This window comes from Kluyvera sp. 142486, assembly GCF_046569695.1.
GTDB lineage: Bacteria > Pseudomonadota > Gammaproteobacteria > Enterobacterales > Enterobacteriaceae > Kluyvera.
The window spans coordinates 1-26,747 of record NZ_JBKHUI010000022.1 but is presented as its reverse complement, the minus strand read 5'-3'; the positions used below and the strand labels follow the sequence as shown (position 1 = coordinate 26,747).

The following is a 26,747-nucleotide window of genomic DNA, read 5'->3' as shown; positions in this document are numbered from 1 at the left end:
ACGCCGCCCGTATTTTAACGCAGCTCATTGCGTCGCAGACCAATATCTTTTAACTGTTCGTCGCTCATTCGCTGCAATATGCGGCGCGTTTGCTGCTGTATCCACCATTTTTTGATAAAACGCCCCACCAGCACAAAGCCGATAAAAGGCTGTTTCGCCCTGTTCTCGTGAAATTCCATACTCCACCTCCTCACCTTGTCAGAGGCTTTATCTTCGCGGATTTCGGGCCCTGCAATACAGATTCAAAAAACACTTTTATTTAACATACAGATTCGCTAAAACGGTATCTGCGTGCGGTTTTTCTCGCCTGACTGTACTGGTTTTTTCATCTGTATGGCGATAATTGGGGATACAGCAATGACGCGTTACCAACATCTGGCCAACCTGCTGGCCGAGCGGATTGAACAAGGGTTGTATCGTCATGGCGAGAAGCTGCCCTCCGTTCGCAGCCTGAGCCAGGAACACGGCGTCAGCATCAGCACCGTGCAGCAGGCGTATCAGACGCTGGAACAGCGCCAGCTGATTACCCCGCAGCCGCGTTCTGGCTACTTCGTCGCCCCGCAAAAAGCCCAGCCGCCGGTACCGCCGATGTCGCGCCCGGTACAGCGCCCGGTGGAGATCACCCAGTGGGATCAGGTATTGGATATGCTGGAAGCCCGCGGCGATAAATCGATTATCCCCTTCGGCGGCGGCTCGCCGGACGTCACCCAGCCCAGCCTGAAGCCGCTCTGGCGCGAGATGAGCCGGGTGGTGCAGCACAACATCATTGATGTGCTGAGCTACGACGAGCTGGCCGGCCGCCGCGAACTGCGCGAACAGATCGCCCGCCTGATGCTCGATGGCGGCTCGGTGGTGACCGCCGACTCCCTGATCATCACCAGCGGTTGCCACAGCGCACTCTCGCTGGCACTGCTGTCAGTATGCCAGCCCGGCGATATTATTGCCGTTGAATCGCCCACCTATTACGGCACCATGCAGTTACTGCGCGGTTTAGGACTGAAGGCCATTGAGATCCCAACCGATCCTAATACCGGGATCAGCATCGAAGCACTGGAGATGGCGCTGGATCAGTGGCCGATCAAAGGGGTGATCCTCGTTCCTAACTGCAACAACCCGCAGGGCTTTATCATGCCCGACGCTCGCAAGCGCGCGGTGCTAAGCCTCGCCCAGCGCTACGACATCGTGATTTTTGAAGATGATATTTACGGCGAACTGGCGACCGAGTACCCGCGCCCGCGCACCATCCACTCATGGGATATCGACGGCCGGGTGATGCTGTGTAGCTCATTTACCAAAACCATCGCCCCCGGCCTTCGCATTGGCTGGATAGCGCCGGGCCGCTATTACGACAAGCTGCTGCAGATGAAGTACGCCGCCAGCGGCACCAACGTACCCTCGACCCAGCTTGCCGCCTCTAACTTTATCCGCGAAGGCCACTACCACCGCCACGTCCGACGGATGCGCCAGATCTACCAGCGCAACATGGAGATCTACACCTGCTGGCTGCGCGAATTTTTCCCCTGCGGGATCTGTGTGACTCGCCCAACCGGCGGCTTTATGCTGTGGGTTGAGCTGCCTGAACAGGTAGATATGGTGTGCGTGGCGAAGCAGCTGTGTCGGATGAAGATCCAGGTGGCGCCGGGATCGCTGTTTTCCGCGTCGGGGAAATATCGGAACTGCTTGCGGATCAACTGCGCCCTGCCGCCGATTGAGAAGCATCGGGAGGTGATGGTGCAACTGGGGATGGCGGTGAAGGTGGCGATGGAGTGAGATGCAGAGTGATAAGGCATCGCAAGATGCAAATGGTAACTCCATCATTAACACATTATTTACCTCATTCTTGAGTATTTTTAATGTGTTAGCCATTACATCCTCTCGTCATAACGCTTGATAAAAAAAAGTACAGCGTTATGATTTTGGAAGGCGTCTCGCGAAAATACCTTTTCATCCTCTGCTACACCAGCCCCATCCGGCGGGTGAATGCTGCAAGGAGTTCAACCTTTGACAACTCAGCAAACAAACTTTGATTTCCTGGCAGAATACGATCCGCTATTGGTTCAAATTACCGCCACCGCAGAACGGCTATTCTCCAGCGATCCCAATACCACGCTAATGAAGCTACGCCAGTTTGGTGAAGCGCTAGCGCAAAATATTGCTGCCCGGCTGAATATTAGCCGGGAAGATAATCCAAACCAGCAAGAGTTGCTCTACAGGTTGGACAGGGAATTACAGTTTGATCCTGCCATCCGTCAGTTATTTCATACGTTGAGAATTGAAGGTAATAAAGCGACGCATCAGTTCCAGACCCGTCACCGTGAAGCGATGGATGCGCTGAAAGTCGCCCGTGCGCTGGCAATCTGGTTCCACCAGACATTTGGTGATGCCGGTAGTCAGTTTAATCCGGGCTCTTTTATTCCACCGCATGATCCAAGTGAACAGCTCAATAAATCACAATCTGCCATCGAACAACTCAAACAAACCTTATTGGCAGCGAACCAAAAGCTGGAATCCAGTGAACAGCTTCAGAATTTACTTAAACAGCAAAAAGAAGAATATGAACAGCTGGCTCATGAAATGGATATTGAGGCCAGAGAGCAACAACAGTTACTGGAAATGAGTCAGCAGGATCTACAAACGCTCCAGCAAAATTATGAAGCGAAGCTCACCGCTTTGCAGGCACAGCTTGCCCAGCAAACACAGCAAGCCATTACGGCCCAGCGTAAAGAGTTTGGTCGCAAGTCCAGCTACGCTCGCAAGCACATCATTACCGAAGAGCTGACGCGGATCCTTATTGACCAGCAGCTCAATGAATGGGGCTGGCTGGCAGATACTCAGGAAATCACCTGGAAAAAAGGCTCCCGCCCTGAAAAAGGGGTGAACAAAGCCATTGCAGAATGGCCGACCTTTGCCGATGACGAACATGGCAGAGCAGATTACGTTCTTTTCTGCGGGCTCACCCCCGTCGCAACCGTTGAAGCGAAAAGAAAAAACGAAAATGTTGCTGGGAAAATCCCCCAGGCCGAACGCTACAGCAAAGGTTTTCAGTTTGACACATCCATGATCCCCGCCTGGTCTGAAGAAGGACGCGTCAAAGGCTGGGAAGATGGCGTGAATAGCGTTTATCAAATTCCTTTCGTGTTCTCTTGCAACGGTCGGCCTTATATCAAACAGTCCGCCGAACACTCCGGCACGTGGTTCCGCGATGTTCGATCGCCTGACAATACCCGCTATCCGCTGGAAAGCTTTATCACGCCAGAAGGTCTGATGGACCGCCTGCATCGTAGTCGGGCGGAAGCAGAAGCCAAATTGCATCAAGAGCCGTTTAGCTATCTTGGTTTGCGTGATTACCAGGTCAACGCGGTTAAGGCCGTCGAGTCCTCGCTGGAACAGGGCTCGCGTGAAGCGTTGCTGGCCATGGCAACCGGGACGGGCAAAACACGTACCATTATTGGCTTAATCTACCGCTTCCTGAAGGCCGAACGCTTCAAACGGATCCTCTTTCTCGTCGACCGCTCTGCGCTCGGTGAACAGGCGCAGGATGCTTTTAAAGAGGCTTCGCTGGAACAGAACCAGACGCTTTCACAAATCTATAATGTCGCCGAGCTAGGTGATATGGCGGCAGAAGCAGAAACCCGCGTACAGGTTGCCACAGTGCAATCCATGGTCAGCCGGATCTATCGTTCCGGTACGCCGCCTGCGGTAGATACCTACGACTGCATCATCATCGACGAAGCACACCGTGGTTACACGCTGGATCAGGAGATGACCGAGGGTGAACTCTCTATCCGCGATAACTCCCAATATCTCTCCAGCTATCGTCGGGTGCTCGACTATTTTGACGCCGTAAAAATCGGTCTGACCGCCACCCCAGCCAAACATACCAGCGAGATTTTCGGTCACCCCGTTTATGTTTATTCCTACCGGGAAGCGGTGGCGGAAGACTGGCTGATTGACCACGAACCCCCGGTTCGCTATGAAACCCAGCTCAGCAAATACGGCATTCACTTTGAAGCTGGTGATACCGTCAGCGCCGTGGATGCAGAAACGGGAGAAGTCGATACCAGCGAGCTGGAAGATGAGCTGAATTTCGACGTCGACGCCTTCAACCGTAAAGTCATCACCGAAGATTTTAACCGGGTGATCTGCGAAGAGCTGGCGAAAGAGATAGATCCTTCCGGCGATGAAAAAACGCTGATTTTCTGCGCCACAGACGCCCACGCAGATATGGTTAAGCGTCTGCTCGATGAGGCCATGGGCGCGGTCAACCCCGACTTTAATCAGGCCGCGATTGAGAAGATCACCGGCAAGAGCGATCAGGTCAGCAAGCTTATCAAGCGTTTCAAAAACGAACGCTACCCCAGCATTGGGATCACCGTGGATCTGTTAACCACCGGTATTGACGTTCCGGCGATCACCCATCTGGTGTTCCTGCGTCGGGTAAAATCACGCATTCTGTACGAGCAGATGATCGGTCGCGCCACCCGTCGCTGCGACGATATCGGCAAAACCGTCTTCTGGATCCACGATCCGGTGGATATTTACGCCACGCTTCAGGATGTGAACACCATGAAGCCGCTGGTGAAAAACGCGGGCGTCAGCATCGAGCAACTGGTTGAAGAGCTATCGAATGACGATGTGCTGGAAATAGCGCTGAACAATCCAGGCGATAGCCCAACGGAAACGCAGGCGGATAGCTTGCTCAATCAGCTCAGTCAGAAAATTATGCGCGTCCTGCGTAAAGCGGAAAAAAAGGCCGAAAAACGCCCGGAAGTCCGCAAAAAGCTTAATGAACTGGAAGAGCTCTGGGGCGTGGAGCCAAAGCAATTGCACCAGCATCTGCATAAGCTTGGCCCGCAGCAAGCCTCGGCGTTTCTCAAGCAGCATCGCAGTCTGATTCGTCAGTTAAGCGATGTCGGTACCCTGCTGGGCAGCGAGTACCGCCCGGTGATTTCAGACCATGATGATGAACTCATCAGCAAAGAGCAGACCTACGGGCGCTACCAGAAACCCGCCGACTACCTGCAAAGCTTTAATGAGTTTATCTCCACGCAAATCAACCAGTCCGCAGCGCTGTCGGTGGTGATTAACCGTCCACGCGACCTGACGCGTGAGCAGTTAAAAGAGATCCGCCTTTTGCTGGATGAAGCGGGCTACAGCGAGGCCAACCTGCGCTCGGCGGTACGCACCCAGAGCAGCCAGGATATTGCCGCCACCATCATTGGGCATATCCGCCAGGCCGCGCTCGGTGAACCGCTTATTCCGTTCGAGGAACGCGTGAAGCTGGCGCTGGACAAAATCTATGCCCAGCATAGCTGGAATAACGTTCAGAAACGCTGGCTGGAGCGGCTGGCAAAACAGCTGGTCCATGAAGTGGTGCTGGATAAAAACTTCGTTAACCACCTGTTCTCCGCCGACGGCGGGACGAAGAAGCTCAATAGCCTGCTGGACAACCAACTCGACACCATTCTCGATCAGATGAGCAATGCATTGTGGGCACCAAAATCCGCCTGATCGTGATACCCTTCCCCATCATTTTTTGACAGACAGGCCGGGTAGCCGGCCTTAACCGGAATAGCTATGAGTAACAACGAAATCGTTCAGAAACTCTGGAATCTTTGTGACGTCCTGCGTGACGATGGCATCAACTACAGCGATTACGTCACCGAGCTGGTATTACTGTTGTTTATCAAGATGGTGCACGAGAACACCGAAGCGGAAACGCTGGATAAACACATCCTGCCAGAAGGGTGCCGCTGGAGCGATTTAAACAGCAAATCCGGCCTTAACCTGCTGAACGACTACAAACAAATTCTGCTGAAGCTCTCTACCGGTAAAGACGCCGAAGGCAAGCTGGTCCACGCCGACCCACTGATCACCGCAATTTATGCCGACGCGCAAACTCGCCTGCGCGAGCCGCGCCACCTGGAGCAACTGATCCGCTCGCTGGATCAGATCGACTGGTTCAGCGCGCAGAAAGACGGTCTGGGCGACCTTTATGAAGGGCTGCTGGAAAAAAACGCCGGTGAAACCAAGTCCGGTGCCGGGCAGTATTTTACCCCGCGAGCGCTGATCAACAGCATGGTGCGCTGCATCAAACCGCAGCCGGGCGAAGTGATTCAGGATCCTGCCGCCGGTACCGCGGGCTTCTTGATTGCCGCCGATCAGTATATCAAGGCCAACACCGACGATCTGTACGATCTGTCGGATAAAGAGCGCGTGTTCCAGAAGAATAAAGCCTTTATCGGCGTTGAGCTGGTGCCGTCCACCCGCCGTCTGGCGCTGATGAACTGCCTACTGCACGGGATGGAAGGCGACGAAAAAGGCGTGGTGCATCAAGGCAACGCGCTGGGCATGGTCGGGCAGTCACTGGCGAAAGCCGATATCATTTTAGCCAACCCACCGTTTGGTACCTCTAAAGGTGGGGAAGCCAGTATTACCCGCGACGACCTTACCTACAGCACCAGCAATAAACAGCTGGCCTTTTTGCAGCATATTTACCGCAACCTGAAGCCGGGCGGTCGTGCCGCAGTTGTGCTGCCTGATAACGTGCTGTTCGAAGCCGGGGTCGGTGCCGACGTGCGTCGCGACCTGATGAACAAATGCAATCTGCACACTATTCTGCGTTTGCCGACCGGGATCTTCTACGCGCAGGGCGTGAAAACCAACGTGCTGTTTTTCACCAAGGGCACCGACGCCGATAAATACCAGGAAGAAAATTGCACCGAAAACGTCTGGGTGTATGACCTGCGTACCAATATGCCGAGCTTCGGCAAGCGCACGCCGTTTACCGAGCAGCATCTCAAGCCGTTTGAAGATGTGTTTGGTGACGATCCATACGGCAACAGTCCACGCAGCGAAGGCGAGTGGAGCTTTAACGCCAGCGAAATTGTCGTGGCCGACAGCGAAGAAAACCAGGATACCGAGCAGCACCTGACCACCAGCCGCTGGCGCTGCTTCAGCCGCGAGTGGATCCGCACGGCGAAATCCGATTCACTGGATATCTCCTGGCTGAAGGATAAGGACAGCATCGACGCCGACAGCCTGCCGGAGCCGGACGTACTGGCAGCAGAAGCGATGGGCGAGCTGGTGCAGGCGCTAGGTGAGTTGGATGCGCTGATGCGCGAGCTGGGCGCGGGCGATGAGGCGGATGCGCAGCGCCAGTTGCTGAATGAAGTATTTGGTGAGGTGAAGGCATGACCTTAATGTTAAAACCGGATAGTTGGGAAATCGGTATTTTAGGAGAGATCTCTAACTTTATAGACTATAGAGGAAAAACACCTCAAAAAACCACTTCTGGTATTCCTTTAATTACCGCAAAAAATATCAGAAATGGTTTTATTAAAGTTGATCCAAGAGAGTATATCTCAGAAGCTGATTACGATAACTGGATGACCAGAGGCATCCCAAACTATGGTGATGTAGTAATTACCACCGAAGCTCCTCTCGGTAATGTAGCCTTGCTCCATACCCAAGAAAAAATAGCGCTGGCACAACGAGCTATTTGTATTCAGTCATTTAACTCCCACATGAATACCTATATTCATTATGCATTACGTAGCCCCGCATTCCAAAAGGAACTCACAAGTAATGCTACAGGAACTACTGTTTCAGGAATAAAAGCATCAACTTTGAAAAAATTGGGATTACCCATCCCTTCTCTGGCCGAACAAAAAATCATCGCCGAAAAACTCGATACACTTCTGGCGCAGGTAGACAGTACCAAGGCACGTCTTGAGCAAATCCCACAAATTCTGAAACGCTTTCGCCAATCTATTTTGGCTTCAGCGGTTAATGGTAATCTGACAGAAGAATGGCGTAAGAAAAATACCCTTAATATTGATAACTGGGAAAAACTCACTCTGGGTCATATAGTTAAAAAAATTGAGGCTGGAAAAAATCTGAAATGCATTGAAACACCACCCCATGATGAACAATATGGCATTATAAAAATTAGTGCCGTGACTTGGGGTGAATACGATGAAGATGAAAGTAAGACCCTTCCTGATGACTCTCTTTTTGTTGAGTCACGACGAATAGCTACTGGTGACTTCTTGATCTCCAGAGCAAATACGCTTGAGTTGTTAGGAAACCCAGTTATTGTAAAAAAAGTGACAAAAAACCTCATGCTAAGCGATAAGGTGTTACGTTTAGTTATGGCAGATAATGATAAGCCATGGGTAAATATTTTTCTTCGTTCTTATTATGGCCGCCGTGAAATTGAATTTAGATCTACAGGAAATCAATTATCGATGAGAAATATCGGGCAGAAAGCATTGCTTGAAATTCCTATGCCTAAGCCACCAGCGGAAGAACAAGCCGAAATCGTCCGCCGCGTCGAGCAACTCTTCGCCTACGCCGACACCATTGAAAAGCAAGTCAACAACGCCCTGACCCGCGTCAACAGCCTCACTCAGTCGATCCTGGCAAAAGCCTTCCGCGGCGAGCTTACCGCTCAGTGGCGTGCCGAAAACCCTGTTCTCATCAGCGGTGAAAACAGCGCCGCCGCGCTGCTAGAAAAAATTAAGGCCGAACGCGCCGCCAGCGGTGGTAAAAAAACCTCACGTAAAAAAGCCTGACGCTTATTTTCATGCGCACCTGACAGGTGCGCTTTTTATTATTTTCCCGCAATCATAACCATCAAAAATATATCCAGTTTCTTCCTGAATATTCCCATTACAGTCTATTTTCAGCTGGACTTTTCTTTTATTTACTGATGTTATGTACAGGTATTTAGCGCGATATGGCCGTGCGGGAACACGGCCATATCACTCATCACAATCACTATTTTCAAGGAATAGCCATCATGACTACCGTCCATTCTATTTCAGATCCGTGCGATCCAGAAGTCTCCCCAACAAATAACCGTCATCTGACCGTGAGTTATGCGAGTCGTTATCCGGATTACACCCGCATTCCCGCGCTCACCATGAAGGGCCAGTGGCTGGAAGCCGCCGGTTTCACCACCGGTACCGAGGTGGATGTGAGGGTGATGAACGGCTGTATTGTGCTAACGGCAAAACCGCAGGAACCCGCGCTGGTGCAGTCTTTGCGGCAGGTGAGCAAGCTGTCAGCACGTAAGCAAAAGCAGGTGCAGGAGTTTATCGGGGTGATTTCGAGTAAGCCTCGCCGACGGGAGGCGTAAGGTCAGTTTGCGCGATTGAGCGCGTGTTATTGCCGGGTGGCGGCTACGCCTTACCCGGCCTACCATTTTACGACACCTTACCCACCGCAACTTCCCCATTAGCCGCATCCTGCGGCCGTGAAACCGTGCGGCTTTTACTGCCATCCACCCCAACCGCAATCTCCCCTTCCACCGTCACCCGGCGCACCACGCGCGGCTGGCTGCCGTAGTCGTTGACCGCATAATGTTGGGTGCTGCGGTTGTCCCAAATCACCACGTCGTCCTGCTGCCACTGCCAGCGCACGGTGTTATCGAGGCGGGTGATGCGGTTTTGCAGCAGTTCGAACAGCTGCGCGGATTCCCGCGAGCTGAAGCCTACCAGCCGTTTAACGAAATGCCCCAGCAGCAGCGCGCGTTCGCCGCTGACCGGGTGGACGTGCACCACCGGATGCTCGGCTTCCCACAGGGATGAGACGAACACTTTCTGGTGATGCGCCAGGCGGTGCGCCTCCACAATGGTGCGCTCGGCGCCGTAGTCATAGTCGTTGCTGTGCACCGCGTGCAGGGTGTCGACGAAGCGCTTGAGCGTCTCCGGCAGCTGCTCGTAGGCGCGGGCGGTGTTGGCCCACACAGTGTCGCCGCCGTATTCCGGGATGGTGACGCCGCGCAGGATGGAGATTTTCGGGAAGGCGTCAACGAAGGTGACGTCGGTGTGCCAGGAGTCGGCGCGGCCGCCGCCTTTGGAGGCGTCGAGTTCAAACAGTTTGGTGCCTTCCGGGGAAGGAACGGTTGGATGGGGAACAATCTTGCCGAAGCGCGCGCCGAAAGCCTGATGTTCGGCATCGGTCAGATGACCTTGCTGGCGGAAGAACAGCACTTTGTATTTGACCAGCGCCGCGTCGAGCTGGGCGAAGGTGTCGGCATCCAGATTGGCAGAGAGGCGAATATCGCGGATCTCCGCGCCAATGTTGCCCGCTACGCGGCGTACGTTCAGTAAAGGAAAATCGGTATCAGCAGTGTTCACAGCAGTCATGATTGCGCCCCTTTAAAATCGTCAGAAACCCGAATATAGAAATATTCCACCAGGTCACAAAGTCGAGTTTGTGATATTGATAGCTGCCACTTGGGATTGCATTATTCGGCATCGAGCCGCCCCGGAGTCGGCGCTGCGCTTGGCCGGGCTACCAACTTGTAGCCCGGCCAAGCGCAGCGCCGCCGGGAATGACACTGGAGTCTTTATGAGCACGGAAATCAACCTCACCCCCGCCGAACGCGAGAAGCTGCGCGATCAGCTAACGGATTACTGCGCCAAACAGTTCGACCTCGAGCTGGAGCAGTTCGACGCGGAGTTCTTTATCGATTTTATAATCGAGAAGCTGGGGCCAGCCTTTTATAACGCCGGCATTGATGAGGCGATTCGCACCCACTTTGCGTGGAGCGAGCGCATTCAGGAAGAGATGGATCTGAAGAAAATTCTATGAGTTCACAGTACGTTATTCGCTCTTTACGCGACCATCCCGAGCAGATGGAGGCGGTTATCGCCTATTTCCAGCAGCAGTGGGCGTCGGAAGCATCGATGATGGTTTACGACGACGCGCTGCGCCGCACGCCGGGGGCGAAAAATCCGCTGCCGCAGTGGTACTGGCTGCAGGACGGCGAGCGGATCATCGGCTGCGCGGGGTTGATTACCAACGACTTTATCAGCCGCGGCGAGCTGTATCCGTGGCTGTGCGCGCTCTATATCGAGCCGGCGTATCGTCAGCAAGGGCTGGCGCGGCGGTTGATTGAGCATATCGCGCGGCACACAAAAGAGCTTGGCTTTATGCAGCTGCATCTGTGTACCGATATGGTGGGATTTTACGAGCAAGCGGGCTTTAGCTTCAATGGGTTGGGCTATCACCCATGGGGTGAGTCTTCACGGGTTTATAGCCGCGAGTTGAACCCGTAGCCGGACAAATGCCGGGTGGCGGCTACGCCTTACCCGGCCTACAAACCGCGGCGTAGGCCTGATAAGCGCAGCGCCATCAGGCAATTAGCGGCACCATTTCTCCTGCTGTAACTCCAGTAATAACAGCATCATCAGCGCCTGAGCGTAAGGCACCGGGGCCATGGCGATATCGCAGTAATATTGCAGATCCGGCCCGACCATCGTCCCTTTCGACGCTTCCAGTAAGATTCCATCGTCGATTCTGTCGCGCAGCGCATGCCAGGCGCGCATCGCATTATCAGCCACCTTCTCGTCGAGGATCCCCATCCGCACGCCGCGCAGCATGCCGTAGGCGATCCCCGCCGTAGCGGAAGATTCTTGCGGCGATAACGGATCGTCGAGCAGCGTGTGCCACATGCCGTTGTCGGCCTGCAGTTCGCAGAGCGTGTTCACCTGACGCGCCACCACCACCGAAAGATAGCGCTTCACGCTGGCGTCCAGGCTGTCGCCGAGCAGGGCAATAAATTCCGGGATCGCCACGGTGATCCACGCGTTGCCGCGCCCCCAGAACGCTTCGGAGAAGTGATGTTTACCGACGAACGTCCAGCCGTGATACCACAGGCCGCTCGCCGGTTCGCACAGGTAGCGGGTGTGCAGCAGGAACTGGTAAGAGGCTTCGTCGATCAGGTCTTTGCGCTTAAGCACCACGCCCGCCGTGCCGAGGAACAGGCAGGTCATAAACAGCGTGTCGTCCCACAGGTGCCCGGTGTTCGGCTGCTCTTTCACCACATGCTGGAAGCCGCCCTCTTCGGTTTTCGGCAGGGTACGCAACAGCGCGTCGGCCCAGTCGTTCACCACCTTCAGCAGATCCTGACGCCCGGTGTGTCCGGCCACCAGCGCGAGGGTGATCATCGGCGCGGTGGTGTTGATCTGAATTTCTGGCAGCCCTTTTGCCAGCTGATCTTCATACCAGGTGAGGATCGACTGCTGGAGACCGGCATCATTTTGCTGGCGCGCATACTGCCAGAAGCCGTACAGGCCGACGCCGACTTCCCATTCCCACTCTTCGAAATGGATGGTAAAACCTTCACCGGAACCGGTGCCGACTTCGCCCATATTTTTCAGGCGGCAGAAGCCCTGAACTACCTGTTCCAGCAGGCCGTTTAATGCTGCGTTGTTCATTGCGCGTCTCCTGACAGCGTGACCTGAATTTCATTACCCACCAGCGTCGGGAACGCGACGGCCTTGCCGTTGTGCTGGCAGTTACCCTGCGCGTCTAGCTGCATCAGCGTGTGCTGGCTATCCATCACCCGCGCGATGTCGCCTTGATGTTCAATGCGCAGCGCCTGAACGCGCTGGCTGAAGGCGCTAAAATCACCCTCGCCCACCTCCAGCCACCACGCTACGTGGCGGCCTTCGGCACGCACCTCATCGCCGTTGACGGTGAGCGGCTGCGAGCACAGTACGGTGACAAAGGCGTTACCCGCCCGCACGGCAAAGCCTTGCGCCAGCGGAAGCACTTCCTCAAAAGCTTCCGCATGAAGATGCAGATGCGTCCAGCCCAGCGCATCGCGCGCGTCCAGTTGCCACAGCAGCATGGTCTGATTCTCCACCTGCATCACGCGCGGCAGTACGCCGTTACCCGCCCAGAAAGAAGGACGCGCTTCGCTGCCCGGTGCCACATCGCCCGGATGGTTTACCCACAGCCGGGCATCGGGACGCCCGGCAAACTGCACATCCACCAGATGCTGCTGATGCCCGCGCTCGCCGCTGTGGTGATCCACGCAGCTCGAGAGACTTACCGCTGGCTGCTTCCACGCCACAATGTTGCCGCCGCCGCACTGATAGTGGGCGCTGAGCGTGCCGTGGGTTAAACGTGCGTAGCGTGCCGATTCCAACGGCGGCACGTAGTCGCTGAGGCAGAAAAACGGCAGCGAGGCGCACTTGCGGTTGACGTGTCCACCGCCCCAGGCGACGTGGCCAAAGGCGGAAAGCTCGGTCATCTGGCCCGCCAGCAGCTCTTTTTCATACACCCGGCCCATGGTGCCCGCGGCAATGCCAGACTGGTAGTGCAGCGCGCTAGTGAGCATTAGCCGGTCGATCAGATGGCGCGCGCGCTGGCGCAGCGCGGCATCATCGGCCAGTTGGTAGAGCGCGAACAGGCCGATGTAGTCCACCGGGTAGTAAGGCGCAGAGTTCCACTCGACAAAACCCTGCTGCTCGACGGCATCAAACCAGGCGTTCAGGCGCTGGGCAGCCACCGCCTGCTGCTCGCAGCCCGTGCGGCCAGAGGCAATAAAACGATCCTCCGGGAACATCTGGCCTGCGAGGTACTGCGCGGTGTGGAAGCAGAGCGCGTGGTTTTCGCTCCAGTACCACATCACGTCGTTACCCAGTTCGTCGTACCAGTAGCGATAGCCAACGATGGCCGAGCGCACGCGTTTCCACAGCACCGTCGGGAAGTGTTCGCCGTGGAAGTCATGCCAGATCCACAGCAGCGGCACCATCGAGAAATCCGAACAGTCCTGACGGGCGCTGATGCGCTGTAGGGTGCGAATCAGCAGGTTCTGCGCCAGCGAGCCGGTATCGCCCACGTGCAGCATGGCGAGCAAACGCCCGGTGCGCGGCACGCCGTGTTCGGCGATGTAGCTCAGGGCCACGCGTTTGCGGGTCTCTAGCACGCCTTCACCGCCGGGCAGCGCCTCCTGGGGCAGCACGGTGATACTAAGCGCGCGGCTCATGGTGACATCCCCCAGCGAGGTGGTCAGCATCAGGCGATAGTGGCCCATGCCGATAGAGGCCGGAAGCGGGAGCGTTAGCTCGCCGTTGCCGGTGGTGACCAGGCCGAAATCCAGCGGGGTCGCCGGGATGCAGTCGTTACCGAGGCTGTGCACCGCGCCGAGCAGCGTCAGGGTCTTATTGGCTGGGCAGGTTAGCGCCAGACGCTGATCCCGCACAGTGACGGTGGCGGGCAGCGCGTCCATAAACTGCGCCAGCGCTTCCACATACGCTATATCCATCGTCGGCAGCCCTGCCTCAAGCGGGTGCTCGCCAAGATAGATCATGCGGAAGGCAAAAATCGTGTCGCGTTCAAACAGCTCGTCGAGGTGAATAAGCAGCGCGTTCTCCCCCTGCTGCAGAGGGATATCAACGGCCTGCGTTTGCAGCGTATTGCGGGTGAACGGCGTGAAGCAGACAACCTGCTCGTTGCCGCTCCAGATACGCACGCCGCCGCAGGTAGCAATTTCGAAAGGATAGCGGCCGGTTTGCGGCGCATGCAGCGTAACGCGCAGCCAGCGCTGGCTGTGGGTGGCGACGGGCTGCACGCCCGAAAAGGTCACGGTATCGCTGTGTCCGGTCCAGGTAACTTCGCTTGCCGGTAACGCCTTCTCTGGCGACACGGCGCGCTGCGCAAAGTCACGACGGAAGATGCGCCGACAAAATGCGTCCTCTGCCGGGCCTTTACCGTTGGCGAACCGATAGTCCATCGGTTCATCGACCGCTTCGCCCGTGAAAAACTCCGCAAACCGCTCATTGTGCGGCAGTGACACCGTAAAGCGCGTCAGCGCCTCGCCCGCAACCAGCCTCATGATACTTTCCTCAATAACCGCTAAGTAATTGCCCGTTATTTTCTGGAAACGGTATGCCACAGGCTATGCGGATAAGAGCGGGGTTTTGCGGAACTGCCCGGTCATTCACAATCCTGACCGGGCGCAGGGATAAAACGTGATGAATATCACATGAGGAGAGTCAGTCACCTGCGCTGAAACGGGGAATTTCACGTTTCCCGGCAGTAGAGCACGAAGAAGGAGCGATCGCCATCACACTTTACCCTTTCAGCTGCGTCAACTCGTGGCTCAGGCTGTCGGCTAGCATGCGCACGCGAGTTGGGTCGAACATCACGTGCAGCCCCGGCGACGCCTCGGTGTGCAGGGCGCAGAAGCTCTCCATTTCCGCCGCGCAGCGGTACAGCTCCTGGATATTGACCTGGCAAATCTCGCGCATGCTCCAGCTGTTTTCCACCAGCCGCGCAAAGTGGAGGGTGAAGAAGGCTTTCTGGGCGTGGCGGAACAGCAGGCAATAGAGGTCGAAGCCCTGCCACTCCTCCTGCCAGCGTTTTTGCAATGAATACGGGAACGCCGCGCGTTCGGCAAAGGCCAGCGCCTGTTCACGCAGCGTCACCGCCGCCTGCCAGGCACCGTCTTTCTCTTCGGCAATCAGCGACAGGTTGCGCCCGGAGGTCTCCACGTCGCTGGCGCTGAAGAAGATGTCGCGCTCAGAGCCCGGCAGCCAGTGGTTACGGTTGAGCTGGCCGTACAGACTCCACACCGCCTGGCCGTAGCTTGCCGGTACCTGGCTGTGGCGATGGAAGACGTGGTCGCGCACATAGATGGCCTGATACAGCACCTGCCCGGCCTGCGCCATCAGCGACTGAAACGCCTCGAACGTCGCCTCATCGGGCCGCCAGCCGTAGCATTCATCCAGCCAGTGGGTCAGCAGCGACGCGCGGGTTAGATGTTCATTTTCCCGCGAGAGGATCTGGCTACAGGCTACCAGGTTGCACTCGCTCAACGTGCCGATAACCCAGTGGTTATCGACCCCTTCCCAGCTGGTTTTGCATACCGCACCGTTAATGCTGGTGTTGCCACGGCACCACAGCAGACGCCCCTGTAGCTCGTCGATGCGCGGGAACGGAAACACGCCCCAGCCCACCTCTTCGCCCACCAGATCCAGCTCCACCCAGACGTCGCGATTTTCCACGTCGAGCAGCGCCGGGTTATTGGGAAACGTCGGCCAGAAGCGTTCCGGCGTGAGTTTTATCGACACCGACACGCATTCCGGCAGAGTGCGAACCGCCTCCATCACGTTGGCGATGTCGTGGTTGCCCGCCGGAAAGGCGCGCAGCACCAGATGTTTGTTCTCGCGCATCATCGCCCGCGCCATGGCGCTAAAGCACTGGGTGTAGCGCGACAGGCTGCGCGGGTCGATGTGCGGCGAGGGGTCGTCCTGCCCGGTCAATTCCCAGTTGGGGCGGGAAACCGGCAGCAGGCCGTCGGTATTGGAGAGCGCCACCAGCAGCCCGCTCATCGCAGGGATTTGCTGGCACAGAAGCGTGAGTTTATCCGCCAGATACTGGCACCAGAACTCGACGTCAAAACGAATGCTGCCGTCTTTATCAATCAGCTGCGGGTGCGCCGCCAGCAGGTCGGCGGGGAAACTGAGCTCTTTAGCCTGAAGGTAAAAACGCAGCCCTTGTTTGTGGCAATAATCAGCAAGACGGTTGAGGTAGACGCAGCGGGCGCGCTGCTGGCTGGAGAGGCGGTCGTTGTACTGGTGCGGCGTGTAGCCCTTCGGCGAGACCAGCTTGTCGAACAGGTCGACCTGGCCGACAATCACGGTATTAAAATCATGGCGGGCCGCCCACTGCACCAGCTCGCAGGCTTTTTCCCAGTTCCAGAACTCCTGATTATTCAGTTCCAGCGCACGCGTTTTCCACATCGTCTTCTCCCTCACGCCACCTCGGCGAGCGGCTATTGTTAGCACAAATGGGGGAGAAGATTCAGCGTCCTGAAGTGCGCTACTTCACAATAAAGCGCGTTGGGGCGAAACAGTTGAGCAGGCGGTGCAAGATAAACACCATCGTCAGGGTCGCCAGCAGCGAGATGGTCACCGAGGTGGCGCGATACAGATCGCTGAATACCAGGTCACCGTCCGGCTGGAGGTTCTGACCAAACATAATGCCGATGGTGGTGATACTGGCGAAACCGACGCCCGCCCCCACTTTCTCCATCACGTGCAGCCGCGCGCTGAACGCCAGCCCTAAGCCGATAAGCGGCATCATCAGCAGCATATGGCTGCTGTGATCGTAGAGGATCAGCTGTATCACCAGAATGTACAGACAGGCCAGCACCACGCCCGCCACGCGCCAGATGGAGCTGATCACCGCGCCCCGATAGTGCATCGGGAAGAGGATCAAGATCCCGGCCATCAGCGCCGACAGCGAATCGCTCAGGTCGCTCACCTGGAAGACGACAAAGATAATCGTCGCCACCGTGCCCGAGAGCAGCGATTCGTGGCGCACCCGCGCCGCGTCTTTTTCAATCAGCGGCGGCGGCTTACGCGGTTCGACATCCGGGATCAGGTAATGCATCAGCGCGCTCAATGCCACCGCCATCACGCTGGCCTCAATATTGGAAAACAGCAGCGTGTGCCAGTTGGCGGTAGGGTAGCTCATAAAGTTGAGCATCACGCTCTGGCAGACCACGCCCATTGAGCCAAACAGGAACAGCGGCCCCTGGCTCATAAAACGAAAACGCACCACGTACAGCGCAAACACTACCGCCGTCATGATGACCGGCCATTGGCTGAGATAGCCGATGATCAGTACCATTTCGAGGCAGTTCAACGACGCACTGAAGATAAACTGCTTGGCGACGTGGCGGTTAAATACCGGTACTAAAGACATTAAAAGCAGCGGGTAAACGACGAAGAACACGCCGTAGTGAGTATCGTAAAACGTCGAGATACTCAGCGCCACCATACCGGCAAAGGCAATGCGCAAGGTCTGACGGAAATCATTCGCCGTGTAGACGATGTTGCCGTGAGGGGTAAAGACCTGCGCGAGGGTTTTAATAGACATAGTGCAGCCAGCTAATCAGGTGGATTTGTAGCCCTGAGAAGAAACGGGCAAAGCCCCCCTCGCTGTTATACAGCTGCACCGTGGCGCGCGCGCCGGTCGGCAGGGTTTTATCCAACGGTTCATCAAGCGCCACGTGAATACGCATACGCTGCGCGTCACGCACCCAACGGGTGGATTGCTCCGGCTGCGACAGCTCACCGTTCACCGCTTCCTGCCCGGCGAGGATCCCCGCATCGCTGCTGGTCACCTTCGCGGCAAACACCTGGCCCGGCAGCGCATCAAACACTACCGCTGCGTCGGTACCCTGTCTGGTATGACGCAGGCTCTTTTCACGGAAGTCGGCCACGATATCGGTTTTCTGATTCACCACCGCCATCACCGCGCTACCCGCCGAGGCATAAAGGCCGGGGCTGAGCTGGAGGTTACTGACGGTACCGTCCGCTTCAGCGCGGATTTTGGTCCAGTCAAGGTTGAGCTGCGCTTCCCGCAGCGCCGTCTGGTACTGCTGGAGGGTGACGTTGCGATTATCATCACGCTCGCCGCGCTGAATTTGCAGGTTATGGATCGACGCATGCTGCGCGCTGACCGACTGCTCGCTGGTCTGCCAGGTGGTGCGGACTTTATCGAGATCCGACTGCGAGACGTTCTGCATGCGGCTCAGGCTCTGGTAGCGATCGTAGGTCACGCGGTCATTGCGGGCCGTGAGCTGCGCGGTCTTGAGGTTCGCCTGTGCGGCAGCAATCTGGGCATCAAGCTGCTGGTTGCTCAGCCTGGCCTGCGCCAGCGCCAACGCGGCGGAATCAACCTTGTTCTGGAACGGCGTCGGGTCCAGCTCATACAGCAGGTCACCCTTTTTCACCGTGCTGTTGTTGTGCACGTAGACCTGTGAAACGTAACCGGAGACGCGCGAAGAGATAGGCGTCACGACGCGCATCACCGTGGAGTCCGGCGTTAGCGGGATCCAGATATCAGCAACGATAAAATAGAGAAACATTAGCAGGAAAGAGGCAATACTGACCCTTACCCAGCGGGCAAACTTCTGTTCTGGCGTCATCATGGTGTTTAGTCGGTTTTATTATTTTCTTCGCGGATATTCCGCAGATTGCAGGCTATTTGATTCAGGGTGTCGCTAAACTTCGCGATGTCGTCGGCGGGAATGCCGTTGGCGACGCGCGTCTGGAAGGCTTCAATCACCTGATTTAGCGTCTGGAGCACGGCCCGACCTTCGTCGGTGAGCGTCAGCAGGCGGATGCGTTTGTCGTACGGCGAGACGGTGCGCTGCAGGTAGCCCTGCTGTTCCAGTAACGTGAGCGTGCGCATCAGCGGCGGCATTTCAATGCCCTGCGTCTGTGCAAGCTCACTGACCGAAACGTTGTCACCCAGCTGATGAAGCTGCATCAGCACCGTCCAGCTAGACTGGGTCAAGCCGGTATCGGTAATCGCGTGATCGATGATTGAACGCCACTGGCGTACCACCATCGCCATACGCATGCCCATTGGGCGGCGGGCAAACAGTTCATCTTCGGTCATCACACTCTCCGATTGTTTCGTATCACTACGATAATACTTACCATGATAAGTATCAAGGAACGAAGAGGCTAAACCGCATGGATTGTAAAACGGGGCTATCTGGCCGCCATGTACTCCACGTCCATAGAGACGCAGTTAACAAAGCCAATACGCGCCAGCGAGGTGATGGGGCCGCGCGCGGTGAAAGGAACCCGGTACTCTTCGTCTTCGATAGTCACCTCACCGAAGCGAAGTTCGGGGGTCATCGTGCCGAGCTGGCTTTTTTCCTGATACCAGCGCGGGAAGCGGCCGCGTAAATAGTCCTCTTTCACCCGCAGCAGCGCTTTACGGGAGAAATCCGGACGACAGGCCGATGTCGTATCGTGGAAGGTTTCATGGACAACGCATATCGTCGAAATGCCCGCAGTCAGCAGGCCACAAAATAGTGCAGTCACTAATAATGTCTTTTTCATGCTGAAGGTAGGTTATGTTGAGCTAATGTATTATCACATCGGGGTATTCTAGAAACATCAGGGGGTATGTAAACCCGCCCGTTGGTATTGTTGCGTAAATATCGAATAAATAACTCAGTAAAAAAGATGAGTTACCATAATATATGCATACTGATTGTCGATAATCTCCTTTAATTGTTTTATGCCGCCTCTATTATTAATAATCCTATTTATTTTTACACCATCAAAATAACGAAGTCTAATATTACTAAAAGACAATTTTTATATATTTCTGGGTACCCATCTTCAGAAATGACGTCGTTTTATGGTGAAGGGGTAGACAGCGCAGGCCGTTTGGTGGCAGGATAAAAAGATGAACACGAACGTGACCGTTACCCGCTCCAACCGTTGGTGGCTGCCTTCATAACAGGCGGCTCGGGTTACGTTATCTTTTTTCAAAGCCGCCGAAAGGCGGCTTTGTTGTTTCTCAGTCTCGTCTTTCGGCTTTTTACCCTAAATAATTCGAGTTACAGGAAGGCGGCAAGGGAGTGAATCCCGATGAGCTTACTCTAGTAAGTGATTCGGGTGAACGAGCGCAGCCAACGCACCTCAACTTGAAGTATGACGGGTATATACCTCATAAGGAACGACTGATGAACACCACCCATACTATCCTGACCGGCGACCGTCCAACCGGCCAACTGCATCTCGGCCACTACGTCGGCTCGCTGCGCCAGCGCGTGCAATTACAGCATGAACATCAGCAGTTTATTCTGATTGCCGACCTGCAAGGGTTGACCGACAACGGCAGCAATCCGCAAAAAATCAGCCACCATATTCTGGAAGTGATGGCCGACTATCTGGCGGTGGGCATTGACCCAAGCCGCACCACCATCTGCCTGCAATCCGCCCTGCCCGCGCTGGCGGAGTTGACCGCGCTGTATATGAATATCGTTACCGTCGCCCGCGTGGAACGTAACCCGACGGTGAAAAACGAGATTGCGCAGAAAGGTTTCTCCCGCTCGCTGCCGGTGGGCTTTATGGCCTATCCGATTAGCCAGGCCGCCGACATTACCGCGTTTAACGCCGATCTCGTACCGGTGGGCGACGATCAGCTGCCGATGATCGAGCAAACCAACGAGATCGTACACAAGATGAATAGCCTGACCACCGAGCCGGTGCTGCGCCATTGCAAAGCGCTGCTGAGCGACGTCAGCCGCCTGCCGGGTATTGATGGCGGCGCGAAGATGTCGAAATCGCTCGGCAATACGCTGACCCTGAGCGCCAGCGAGTCGGAAATCCATCAGGCGGTGAGCGCCATGTACACCGACCCTAACCACCTGCGCGTCGCCGACCCGGGGCAAGTCGACGGCAACGTGGTCTTCACCTACCTCGACGCATTCCATTCCGATAAGGCGCTGGTCGCGGAGATGAAAGCGCACTATCAGCGGGGCGGGCTAGGCGACCGGCAGTGCAAAAACGTGCTGGAAGCGTGCTTACAGGAACTGCTGGCCCCTATCCGTGAACGCCGTGCGACCGTGATTCAGGATAAAGGCATGCTGCTGGACCTGCTGCGCCAGGGCAGCGAACGGGCGCACGAGGTCACTCAGCAGACGCTGCACGCGGTTAAACGCGGGCTTGGGCTGCCGGTGCTGTTCTGAACGCGATGAGGGCTCAGGCGTTGCCGAGCTCTCATCCACTTTGATTAATTGTGTTAATGCTTCCGCAAACCCATGTTAACGGCATGGACATAATGAATGCCGGTGTTAGTATGACATTGACAGTAGCTATATTTATGCGTGTTTCATTTACGGCCAGGATTGCTGACGATGACCACATGAGTAGCACTCTTCACAGCATCCTTTCCTTTCTTTCAAGACGAAACGCGCGCACTCAGCAACAGGGAACAGAGCGGGTAGCGTATGGACAAATTCAAGCAGCATTGGGCCTGGTATATCGTCGGTATCGCGGTGGTGATTGCCGCCGTGGCGTGGTGGATGCTTCGTCCACCGGAGCTACCGGCTGGGTTCGCCAGCAGTAACGGCAGAATTGAAGCCACGGAAGTGGATATTGCCACCAAGACCGCCGGGCGTATCGAATCAATCGTCGTCAAAGAGGGGCAGTTTGTCCGCCAGGGTGACGTGCTGGCCCGCATGGACACCCGTGTGCTGAACGAGCAGCGCCTGGAAGCAGCCGCGCAGATTAAAGAGGCGCAAAGCGCCGTGGCTGCCGCGAAAGCTCTGTTGGATCAGCGTCAGAGTGAAATGCGCGCCAGCGAAGCCATCGTCAAACAGCGCCAGGCAGAACTGGACTCTACTTCCAAACGTCACGCCCGTTCCAGCACGCTATCTCAGCGCGGCGCTGTGTCCGCCCAGCAGCTCGACGATGACCGTGCTGCCGCCGAAAGCGGTAGGGCGGCACTCGAGTCCGCCCGTGCGCAGGTCTCTGCCGCCCGTGCGGCAATAGAAGCCGCCCGCACCAGCATCATCCAGGCGCAAACCCGCGTTGAAGCCGCCCAGGCCACCGAACGCCGCATCATGGCCGATATTGACGATAGCGAACTGAAAGCCCCGCGCGATGGGCGCATTCAGTACCGCGTGGCTGAGCCGGGCGAAGTGCTGGCCGCCGGTGGGCGCGTGCTGAATATGGTCGACCTCGCCGACGTCTACATGACCTTCTTCCTGCCCACCGAGCAGGCCGGGCTGTTAGCCATCGGCAGTGAAGTACGTATCATTCTGGATGCCGCGCCGGATCTGGTGATCCCTGCCAATATCAGCTTTGTGGCAAGCGTCGCCCAGTTCACACCGAAAACTGTCGAAACCAGCGATGAGCGGCTTAAGCTGATGTTCCGCGTCAAAGCGCGCATTCCGCCGGAGCTGCTGGCCGAGCACCTTGAGTATGTGAAAACCGGCCTGCCGGGGATGGCCTATGTGCGCCTGGATAACCAGCAGCCGTGGCCTGCCATGCTGATGGTGAGGTTGCCACAATGAAACAGGATATCCACCCCGCCGTCGCCCGGCTGGAGCACGTCGGCCAGCATTTTGGTGCCACCGTCGCGCTGCGCGATATCACGCTGACCATCCCTTCCCGTCGTATGGTGGGGTTGATTGGCCCGGACGGCGTGGGGAAATCGAGCCTGCTGTCGCTGATTGCCGGCGCACGGGTGATTGAGCAAGGCAACGTGATGGTGCTCGGCGGCGATATGCGCGATGCCCGGCACCGCCGCGATGTCTGCCCGAAAATAGCCTGGATGCCGCAGGGGCTGGGCAAAAACCTCTATCGCACCCTGTCGGTCTACGAGAACGTCGACTTCTTCGCGCGGCTGTTTGGTCACGACAAAAGCGAGCGTGAAGCACGCATTGACGAGCTGCTGAAAAGCACCGGGCTGGAGCCGTTCCGCGACCGCCCGGCGGGGAAACTCTCCGGTGGGATGAAGCAGAAGCTCGGCCTGTGCTGTGCGCTGATCCACGACCCAGAGTTACTGATCCTCGATGAACCGACCACCGGCGTGGACCCGCTCTCGCGCGCGCAGTTCTGGGCGCTTATCGACAGCATCCGCGAGCGTCAGCCGGAAATGAGCGTGCTGGTTGCCACCGCCTATATGGAAGAAGCCGAACGCTTCGACTGGCTGGTTGCGATGAACGCTGGGGAAGTGCTGGCCACCGGCAGCGCGGAACAACTGCGTACCCACACCAACAGCCAGACGCTGGAACAGGCGTTTATCGCCCTGCTGCCGGAGGCACAGCGCAACGCGCATCAGCAGGTAGTCATCTCACCGCGCGATACCCGCGAAGAGGAAGTTGCCATTGAAGCACGCGGGCTGACCATGCGCTTTGGCAACTTTGTCGCGGTGGATCACGTGAACTTTCGTATCGCACGCGGCGAGATTTTCGGCTTTCTCGGCTCCAACGGCTGCGGTAAATCCACCACCATGAAGATGCTGACCGGGCTGCTGCCCGCCAGCGAAGGGGAAGCCTGGCTGTTTGGTCAGCCGGTCGACCCAAAAGATATCGAGACCCGCCGCCGGGTAGGCTATATGTCGCAGGCCTTTTCGCTCTACAGCGAGCTGAGCGTGCTGCAGAACCTGGAACTGCACGCCAGGCTGTTCCATATCCCGGATGACGAAATTCCCGCAAGAGTTGCCGAGATGAGCCAGCGTTTTATGCTCACCGAGGTGGAAAACGCTCTGCCCGCCGCGCTGCCGCTCGGCATTCGCCAGCGCCTGTCGCTGGCGGTGGCGGTTATCCATCGCCCGGAGATGCTGATCCTAGACGAACCGACCTCCGGCGTAGACCCGGTGGCCCGCGATATGTTCTGGCAGCTGATGGTCGACCTGGCGCGCCAGGATAAGGTCACCATTTTTATCTCCACCCACTTTATGAACGAGGCGGAGCGCTGCGACCGTATTTCGCTGATGCACGCGGGCAAGGTGCTGGCCAGCGATACGCCGCAGGCGCTGGTCGAAAAACGCGGCGCGGCCACGCTGGAAGAGGCGTTTATTGCCTACTTACAGGAGGCTTCCGACCCCGTTCCGGTTGCGGAAATGGTAGATACCCCAGTTAAACCCGAGAGCGAACCGCCGCGTCAGGCCTTTAGCCTACGCCGCCTGTTTAGCTACAGCCGTCGCGAAGCACTGGAGCTGCGGCGCGATCCGGTACGATCGACGCTGGCGCTGCTGGGAACGGTGATCCTGATGTTTATCATGGGCTATGGGATCAGCATGGACGTGGAGGATCTGCGTTTTGCAGTACTCGACCGCGATCAAACCGTCAGCAGCCAGGGCTGGTCGCAGAACATTGCCGGTTCGCGCTATTTTATCGAGCAGCCGCCGCTGCATAGCTACGACGAACTGGACCGCCGCATGCGTGACGGTGAACTGGCGGTCGCCATCGAAATTCCACCAAACTTTGGTCGCGATATTGCCCGCGGCACGCCGGTGCAGATAGGCGTGTGGGTCGATGGCGCGATGCCAAACCGCGCGGAAACGGTGCGCGGCTACGTGCAGGCGATGCACCTTTCGTGGTTACAGGAGATGGCCGGGCGGCAGCCTTCTGCCAGCCGGGATACCTCGCTGATTTCTATCGAGACGCGCTATCGCTATAACCCGGATGTGAAGAGCCTGCCGGCGATCGTTCCGGCGGTGATCCCCCTGCTGCTGATGATGATCCCAGCGATGCTCAGCGCGCTGAGCGTGGTGCGGGAGAAAGAGCTGGGTTCGATCATCAACCTGTACGTGACGCCCACCACCCGCACCGAGTTTTTACTCGGTAAGCAGATGCCTTACATCGTGCTTGGGATGTTCAACTTCCTGCTGCTCTGCGCTCTGTCGGTGTTCGTTTTTGGCGTGCAGCATAAGGGGAGTTTCCTGACGCTGACGCTGGCGGCGCTGCTGTATGTCACCATCGCCACCGGGCTGGGGCTGTTGATCTCCACCTTTATGAAGAGCCAGATCGCGGCGATCTTCGGGACGGCGATCATTACGCTGATTCCGGCCACCCAGTTCTCCGGGATGATCGATCCGGTCGCATCGCTTGAAGGGCCAGGGCGCTGGATTGGCCAGATTTACCCGACCAGCCACTTCCTGACCATCGCCCGCGGCACTTTCTCTAAAGCGCTGGGGCCAGGTGACCTGTGGGCGTCGTTTATTCCGCTCTTGATTGCCGTGCCGCTGGTGCTGGGATTAAGCGTGTGGCTGCTGAAAAAACAGGAGGGATGATGCGCGGATTACGCAATATTTATAACCTCGGCGTGAAGGAACTCCGCAGCCTGCTGGGCGATAAAGCGATGCTGACGCTGATCGTGTTTGCCTTCACCGTTTCGGTCTACTCTTCGGCAACGGTGATGCCGGGCTCGCTGCATCTGGCGCCGATTGCGATCGCCGATATGGATAAATCTCAGCTCTCATCGCGGATTATCAACGGCTTCTATCGGCCGTGGTTTCTTGAGCCAGAGCTGATTACCGCCGACGAGATGGACGCGGGGCTGGATGCCGGGCGCTATACCTTCGCCATCAATATTCCACCTAATTTTCAACGGGATGTGCTGGCAGGAAGGCAGCCGGATTTGCAGGTTAACGTCGATGCCACCCGCATGAGCCAGGCGTTTACCGGCAACAGCTATATCCAGAATATCGTGACCGGCGAGGTGAACAGCTTCGTGGCGCGGTATCGGGATAACAGCACGCTGCCGGTGGAGCTGGCGGTGAGGATGCGCTTTAACCCGAACCTCGAGCAGGCGCGTTTTGGCGCAGTGATGGCGATCATCAACAACATTACGATGCTGGCGATCGTACTCACCGGATCGGCGTTGATCCGCGAGCGCGAGCACGGCACGGTTGAGCATCTACTGGTGATGCCGGTGACCCCGTTTGAGATTATGCTCGCCAAGGTCTGGTCGATGGGGCTGGTGGTTCTGGTGGTGTCGGGGCTGTCGCTGATGTTGATGGTGCAGGGGATCCTGCAGGTGCCGATAGAGGGGTCGATTCCACTGTTTATGTTAGGGGTTGCGCTGAGTCTGTTTGCGACCACGTCGATCGGCATTTTTATGGGCACGATTGCCCGGTCAATGCCGCAACTGGGGCTGTTGATGATTCTTGTGCTGCTGCCGTTGCAGATGTTGTCCGGCGGTTCAACGCCGAGAGAGAGCATGCCGCAGCTGGTGCAGGACATTATGCTCACCATGCCCACCACGCATTTCGTGAGCCTGGCGCAGGCTATTCTCTATCGCGGTGCCGATTTTGCTATCGTCTGGCCGCAGTTTTTGACGCTGCTGGCGATTGGCGGGGCGTTCTTTGGGATTGCGCTGGTGCGTTTTCGTAAAACGATTGGGGAGATGGCATAAGATTTGTAGGCCGGATAAGGCGTTTACGCCGCCATCCGGCAACGTGCACCATCCCGGAGTCGGCGTGAACGCCTCGTCCGGGCTACGGGTCGGGCATTATCATCGTCTGTAGCCCGGGCGAACGCAGTGACCCCGGGATGTTCACCGCACTTTCATTTTCCCGCACACGCAAAAAAGCCCATCCGTCAGGATGGGCTTCTTCACTAAATTGATGCCTGGCAGTTCCCTACTCTCGCATGGGGAGACCCCACACTACCA

General features: G+C 56.8%; 19 protein-coding genes and 2 pseudogenes. 12 read left to right on the top strand and 9 right to left on the bottom strand.

The window, feature by feature from the left end; genetic code table 11:
- Window positions 1-14: 14 nt before the first annotated feature.
- Window positions 15-179, bottom strand: coding sequence for a DUF1127 domain-containing protein (locus tag ACLGE8_RS20170; protein ID WP_411000714.1), 165 nt, complete (start codon window positions 177-179; stop codon window positions 15-17).
- Window positions 180-357: 178 nt separating this feature from the next.
- Here ACLGE8_RS20170 and ACLGE8_RS20165 point away from each other — a divergent pair, with 178 nt between their 5' ends.
- The 6 genes and pseudogenes from ACLGE8_RS20165 to symE all read left to right on the top strand — a co-directional run bounded on the left by ACLGE8_RS20165 (window position 358) and on the right by symE (window position 9,142).
- Entirely contained in the window at window positions 358-1,770 is a 1,413-nt protein-coding gene (locus ACLGE8_RS20165) for a PLP-dependent aminotransferase family protein (protein WP_411000712.1), read from the top strand.
- 231 nt (window positions 1,771-2,001) lie between these two features.
- On the top strand, window positions 2,002-5,511 hold the full coding sequence (gene hsdR / locus ACLGE8_RS20160) for a type I restriction-modification system endonuclease (RefSeq protein WP_411000710.1): 3,510 nt from the start codon (window positions 2,002-2,004) through the stop codon (window positions 5,509-5,511).
- Window positions 5,512-5,577: 66 nt separating this feature from the next.
- Window positions 5,578-7,197 (top strand): N-6 DNA methylase, encoded by a 1,620-nt coding sequence (locus ACLGE8_RS20155; RefSeq protein WP_411000708.1) that lies wholly within the window; start codon window positions 5,578-5,580, stop codon window positions 7,195-7,197.
- Window positions 7,194-7,685: pseudogene (locus tag ACLGE8_RS20150) on the top strand (restriction endonuclease subunit S); the annotation flags it as partial. The gene ACLGE8_RS20155 and the pseudogene ACLGE8_RS20150, both read left to right, overlap by 4 nt.
- A pseudogene (locus ACLGE8_RS20145) lies at window positions 7,659-8,576 on the top strand (restriction endonuclease subunit S); the annotation flags it as partial. The pseudogenes ACLGE8_RS20150 and ACLGE8_RS20145, both read left to right, overlap by 27 nt.
- Window positions 8,577-8,803: 227 nt before the next feature.
- A complete protein-coding gene (gene symE / locus ACLGE8_RS20140; RefSeq protein ID WP_411000706.1) occupies window positions 8,804-9,142 on the top strand; it encodes an endoribonuclease SymE in 339 nt (112 codons plus the stop codon).
- Window positions 9,143-9,209: 67 nt separating this feature from the next.
- Here the strand turns inward: symE and ACLGE8_RS20135 are convergent, their stop codons facing one another.
- Window positions 9,210-10,154 (bottom strand): TauD/TfdA dioxygenase family protein, encoded by a 945-nt coding sequence (locus ACLGE8_RS20135; RefSeq protein ID WP_411000704.1) that lies wholly within the window; start codon window positions 10,152-10,154, stop codon window positions 9,210-9,212.
- A gap of 205 nt (window positions 10,155-10,359) precedes the next feature.
- Here ACLGE8_RS20135 and ACLGE8_RS20130 point away from each other — a divergent pair, with 205 nt between their 5' ends.
- Complete coding sequence (locus ACLGE8_RS20130) at window positions 10,360-10,602, top strand: DUF2164 domain-containing protein (protein WP_185668202.1); 243 nt, start codon at window positions 10,360-10,362, stop codon at window positions 10,600-10,602.
- On the top strand, window positions 10,599-11,069 hold the full coding sequence (locus tag ACLGE8_RS20125; protein WP_411000702.1) for a GNAT family N-acetyltransferase: 471 nt from the start codon (window positions 10,599-10,601) through the stop codon (window positions 11,067-11,069). Before ACLGE8_RS20130 ends, ACLGE8_RS20125 begins: the two co-directional genes overlap by 4 nt.
- Window positions 11,070-11,153: 84 nt before the next feature.
- Here the strand turns inward: ACLGE8_RS20125 and ACLGE8_RS20120 are convergent, their stop codons facing one another.
- The 7 genes from ACLGE8_RS20120 to ACLGE8_RS20090 form a co-directional block, all read right to left on the bottom strand.
- The gene (locus ACLGE8_RS20120) at window positions 11,154-12,230 is read right to left on the bottom strand and encodes a glycoside hydrolase family 105 protein (RefSeq protein WP_411000700.1); all 1,077 of its coding nucleotides are present in this window, start codon (window positions 12,228-12,230) and stop codon (window positions 11,154-11,156) included.
- Complete coding sequence (locus ACLGE8_RS20115; protein ID WP_411000698.1) at window positions 12,227-14,638, bottom strand: hypothetical protein; 2,412 nt, start codon at window positions 14,636-14,638, stop codon at window positions 12,227-12,229. Before ACLGE8_RS20115 ends, ACLGE8_RS20120 begins: the two co-directional genes overlap by 4 nt.
- A gap of 238 nt (window positions 14,639-14,876) precedes the next feature.
- Window positions 14,877-16,547: a hypothetical protein gene (locus tag ACLGE8_RS20110; protein ID WP_411000696.1), complete on the bottom strand. Its 1,671-nt coding sequence runs from the start codon at window positions 16,545-16,547 to the stop codon at window positions 14,877-14,879.
- A 79-nt stretch (window positions 16,548-16,626) separates the two neighbouring features.
- A complete protein-coding gene (locus ACLGE8_RS20105) occupies window positions 16,627-17,688 on the bottom strand; it encodes a DUF2955 domain-containing protein (protein WP_411000694.1) in 1,062 nt (353 codons plus the stop codon).
- Entirely contained in the window at window positions 17,678-18,745 is a 1,068-nt protein-coding gene (locus tag ACLGE8_RS20100; protein WP_411000692.1) for an HlyD family secretion protein, read from the bottom strand. Before ACLGE8_RS20100 ends, ACLGE8_RS20105 begins: the two co-directional genes overlap by 11 nt.
- A 5-nt stretch (window positions 18,746-18,750) precedes the next feature.
- Complete coding sequence (locus ACLGE8_RS20095; protein ID WP_395596293.1) at window positions 18,751-19,218, bottom strand: MarR family transcriptional regulator; 468 nt, start codon at window positions 19,216-19,218, stop codon at window positions 18,751-18,753.
- Between the two features lie 95 nt (window positions 19,219-19,313).
- Window positions 19,314-19,652, bottom strand: a complete 339-nt coding sequence (locus tag ACLGE8_RS20090) for a YebF family protein (protein ID WP_411000690.1) — start codon at window positions 19,650-19,652, stop codon at window positions 19,314-19,316.
- A gap of 650 nt (window positions 19,653-20,302) precedes the next feature.
- Here ACLGE8_RS20090 and trpS point away from each other — a divergent pair.
- The 4 genes from trpS to ACLGE8_RS20070 all read left to right on the top strand — a co-directional run bounded on the left by trpS (window position 20,303) and on the right by ACLGE8_RS20070 (window position 26,489).
- Window positions 20,303-21,310, top strand: a complete 1,008-nt coding sequence (gene trpS, locus ACLGE8_RS20085) for a tryptophan--tRNA ligase (RefSeq protein ID WP_411000688.1) — start codon at window positions 20,303-20,305, stop codon at window positions 21,308-21,310.
- A gap of 261 nt (window positions 21,311-21,571) precedes the next feature.
- Window positions 21,572-22,639 (top strand): HlyD family secretion protein, encoded by a 1,068-nt coding sequence (locus ACLGE8_RS20080; RefSeq protein ID WP_411000686.1) that lies wholly within the window; start codon window positions 21,572-21,574, stop codon window positions 22,637-22,639.
- On the top strand, window positions 22,636-25,365 hold the full coding sequence (rbbA, locus tag ACLGE8_RS20075) for a ribosome-associated ATPase/putative transporter RbbA (RefSeq protein WP_411000684.1): 2,730 nt from the start codon (window positions 22,636-22,638) through the stop codon (window positions 25,363-25,365). Before ACLGE8_RS20080 ends, rbbA begins: the two co-directional genes overlap by 4 nt.
- Window positions 25,365-26,489, top strand: a complete 1,125-nt coding sequence (locus tag ACLGE8_RS20070) for an ABC transporter permease (RefSeq protein WP_411000783.1) — start codon at window positions 25,365-25,367, stop codon at window positions 26,487-26,489. The genes rbbA and ACLGE8_RS20070 overlap by 1 nt, the downstream gene beginning before the upstream one ends.
- The last annotated feature ends 258 nt before the right edge of the window (window positions 26,490-26,747 follow it).

Excerpts from the sequence above, each read along its gene's own strand:
- ACLGE8_RS20170 (WP_411000714.1), bottom strand. The coding sequence starts at position 179 with ATGGAATTTCACGAGAACAGGGCGAAACAGCCTTTTATCGGCTTTGTG.
- ACLGE8_RS20165 (WP_411000712.1), top strand. The coding sequence starts at position 358 with ATGACGCGTTACCAACATCTGGCCAACCTGCTGGCCGAGCGGATTGAA.
- ACLGE8_RS20155 (WP_411000708.1), top strand. The coding sequence starts at position 5,578 with ATGAGTAACAACGAAATCGTTCAGAAACTCTGGAATCTTTGTGACGTC.
- symE (WP_411000706.1), top strand. The coding sequence starts at position 8,804 with ATGACTACCGTCCATTCTATTTCAGATCCGTGCGATCCAGAAGTCTCC.
- ACLGE8_RS20135 (WP_411000704.1), bottom strand. The coding sequence starts at position 10,154 with ATGACTGCTGTGAACACTGCTGATACCGATTTTCCTTTACTGAACGTA.
- ACLGE8_RS20130 (WP_185668202.1), top strand. The coding sequence starts at position 10,360 with ATGAGCACGGAAATCAACCTCACCCCCGCCGAACGCGAGAAGCTGCGC.
- ACLGE8_RS20125 (WP_411000702.1), top strand. The coding sequence starts at position 10,599 with ATGAGTTCACAGTACGTTATTCGCTCTTTACGCGACCATCCCGAGCAG.
- ACLGE8_RS20120 (WP_411000700.1), bottom strand. The coding sequence starts at position 12,230 with ATGAACAACGCAGCATTAAACGGCCTGCTGGAACAGGTAGTTCAGGGC.
- ACLGE8_RS20115 (WP_411000698.1), bottom strand. The coding sequence starts at position 14,638 with ATGAGGCTGGTTGCGGGCGAGGCGCTGACGCGCTTTACGGTGTCACTG.
- ACLGE8_RS20110 (WP_411000696.1), bottom strand. The coding sequence starts at position 16,547 with ATGTGGAAAACGCGTGCGCTGGAACTGAATAATCAGGAGTTCTGGAAC.
- ACLGE8_RS20105 (WP_411000694.1), bottom strand. The coding sequence starts at position 17,688 with ATGTCTATTAAAACCCTCGCGCAGGTCTTTACCCCTCACGGCAACATC.
- ACLGE8_RS20100 (WP_411000692.1), bottom strand. The coding sequence starts at position 18,745 with ATGATGACGCCAGAACAGAAGTTTGCCCGCTGGGTAAGGGTCAGTATT.
- ACLGE8_RS20095 (WP_395596293.1), bottom strand. The coding sequence starts at position 19,218 with ATGACCGAAGATGAACTGTTTGCCCGCCGCCCAATGGGCATGCGTATG.
- trpS (WP_411000688.1), top strand. The coding sequence starts at position 20,303 with ATGAACACCACCCATACTATCCTGACCGGCGACCGTCCAACCGGCCAA.
- ACLGE8_RS20080 (WP_411000686.1), top strand. The coding sequence starts at position 21,572 with ATGGACAAATTCAAGCAGCATTGGGCCTGGTATATCGTCGGTATCGCG.
- rbbA (WP_411000684.1), top strand. The coding sequence starts at position 22,636 with ATGAAACAGGATATCCACCCCGCCGTCGCCCGGCTGGAGCACGTCGGC.
- ACLGE8_RS20070 (WP_411000783.1), top strand. The coding sequence starts at position 25,365 with ATGCGCGGATTACGCAATATTTATAACCTCGGCGTGAAGGAACTCCGC.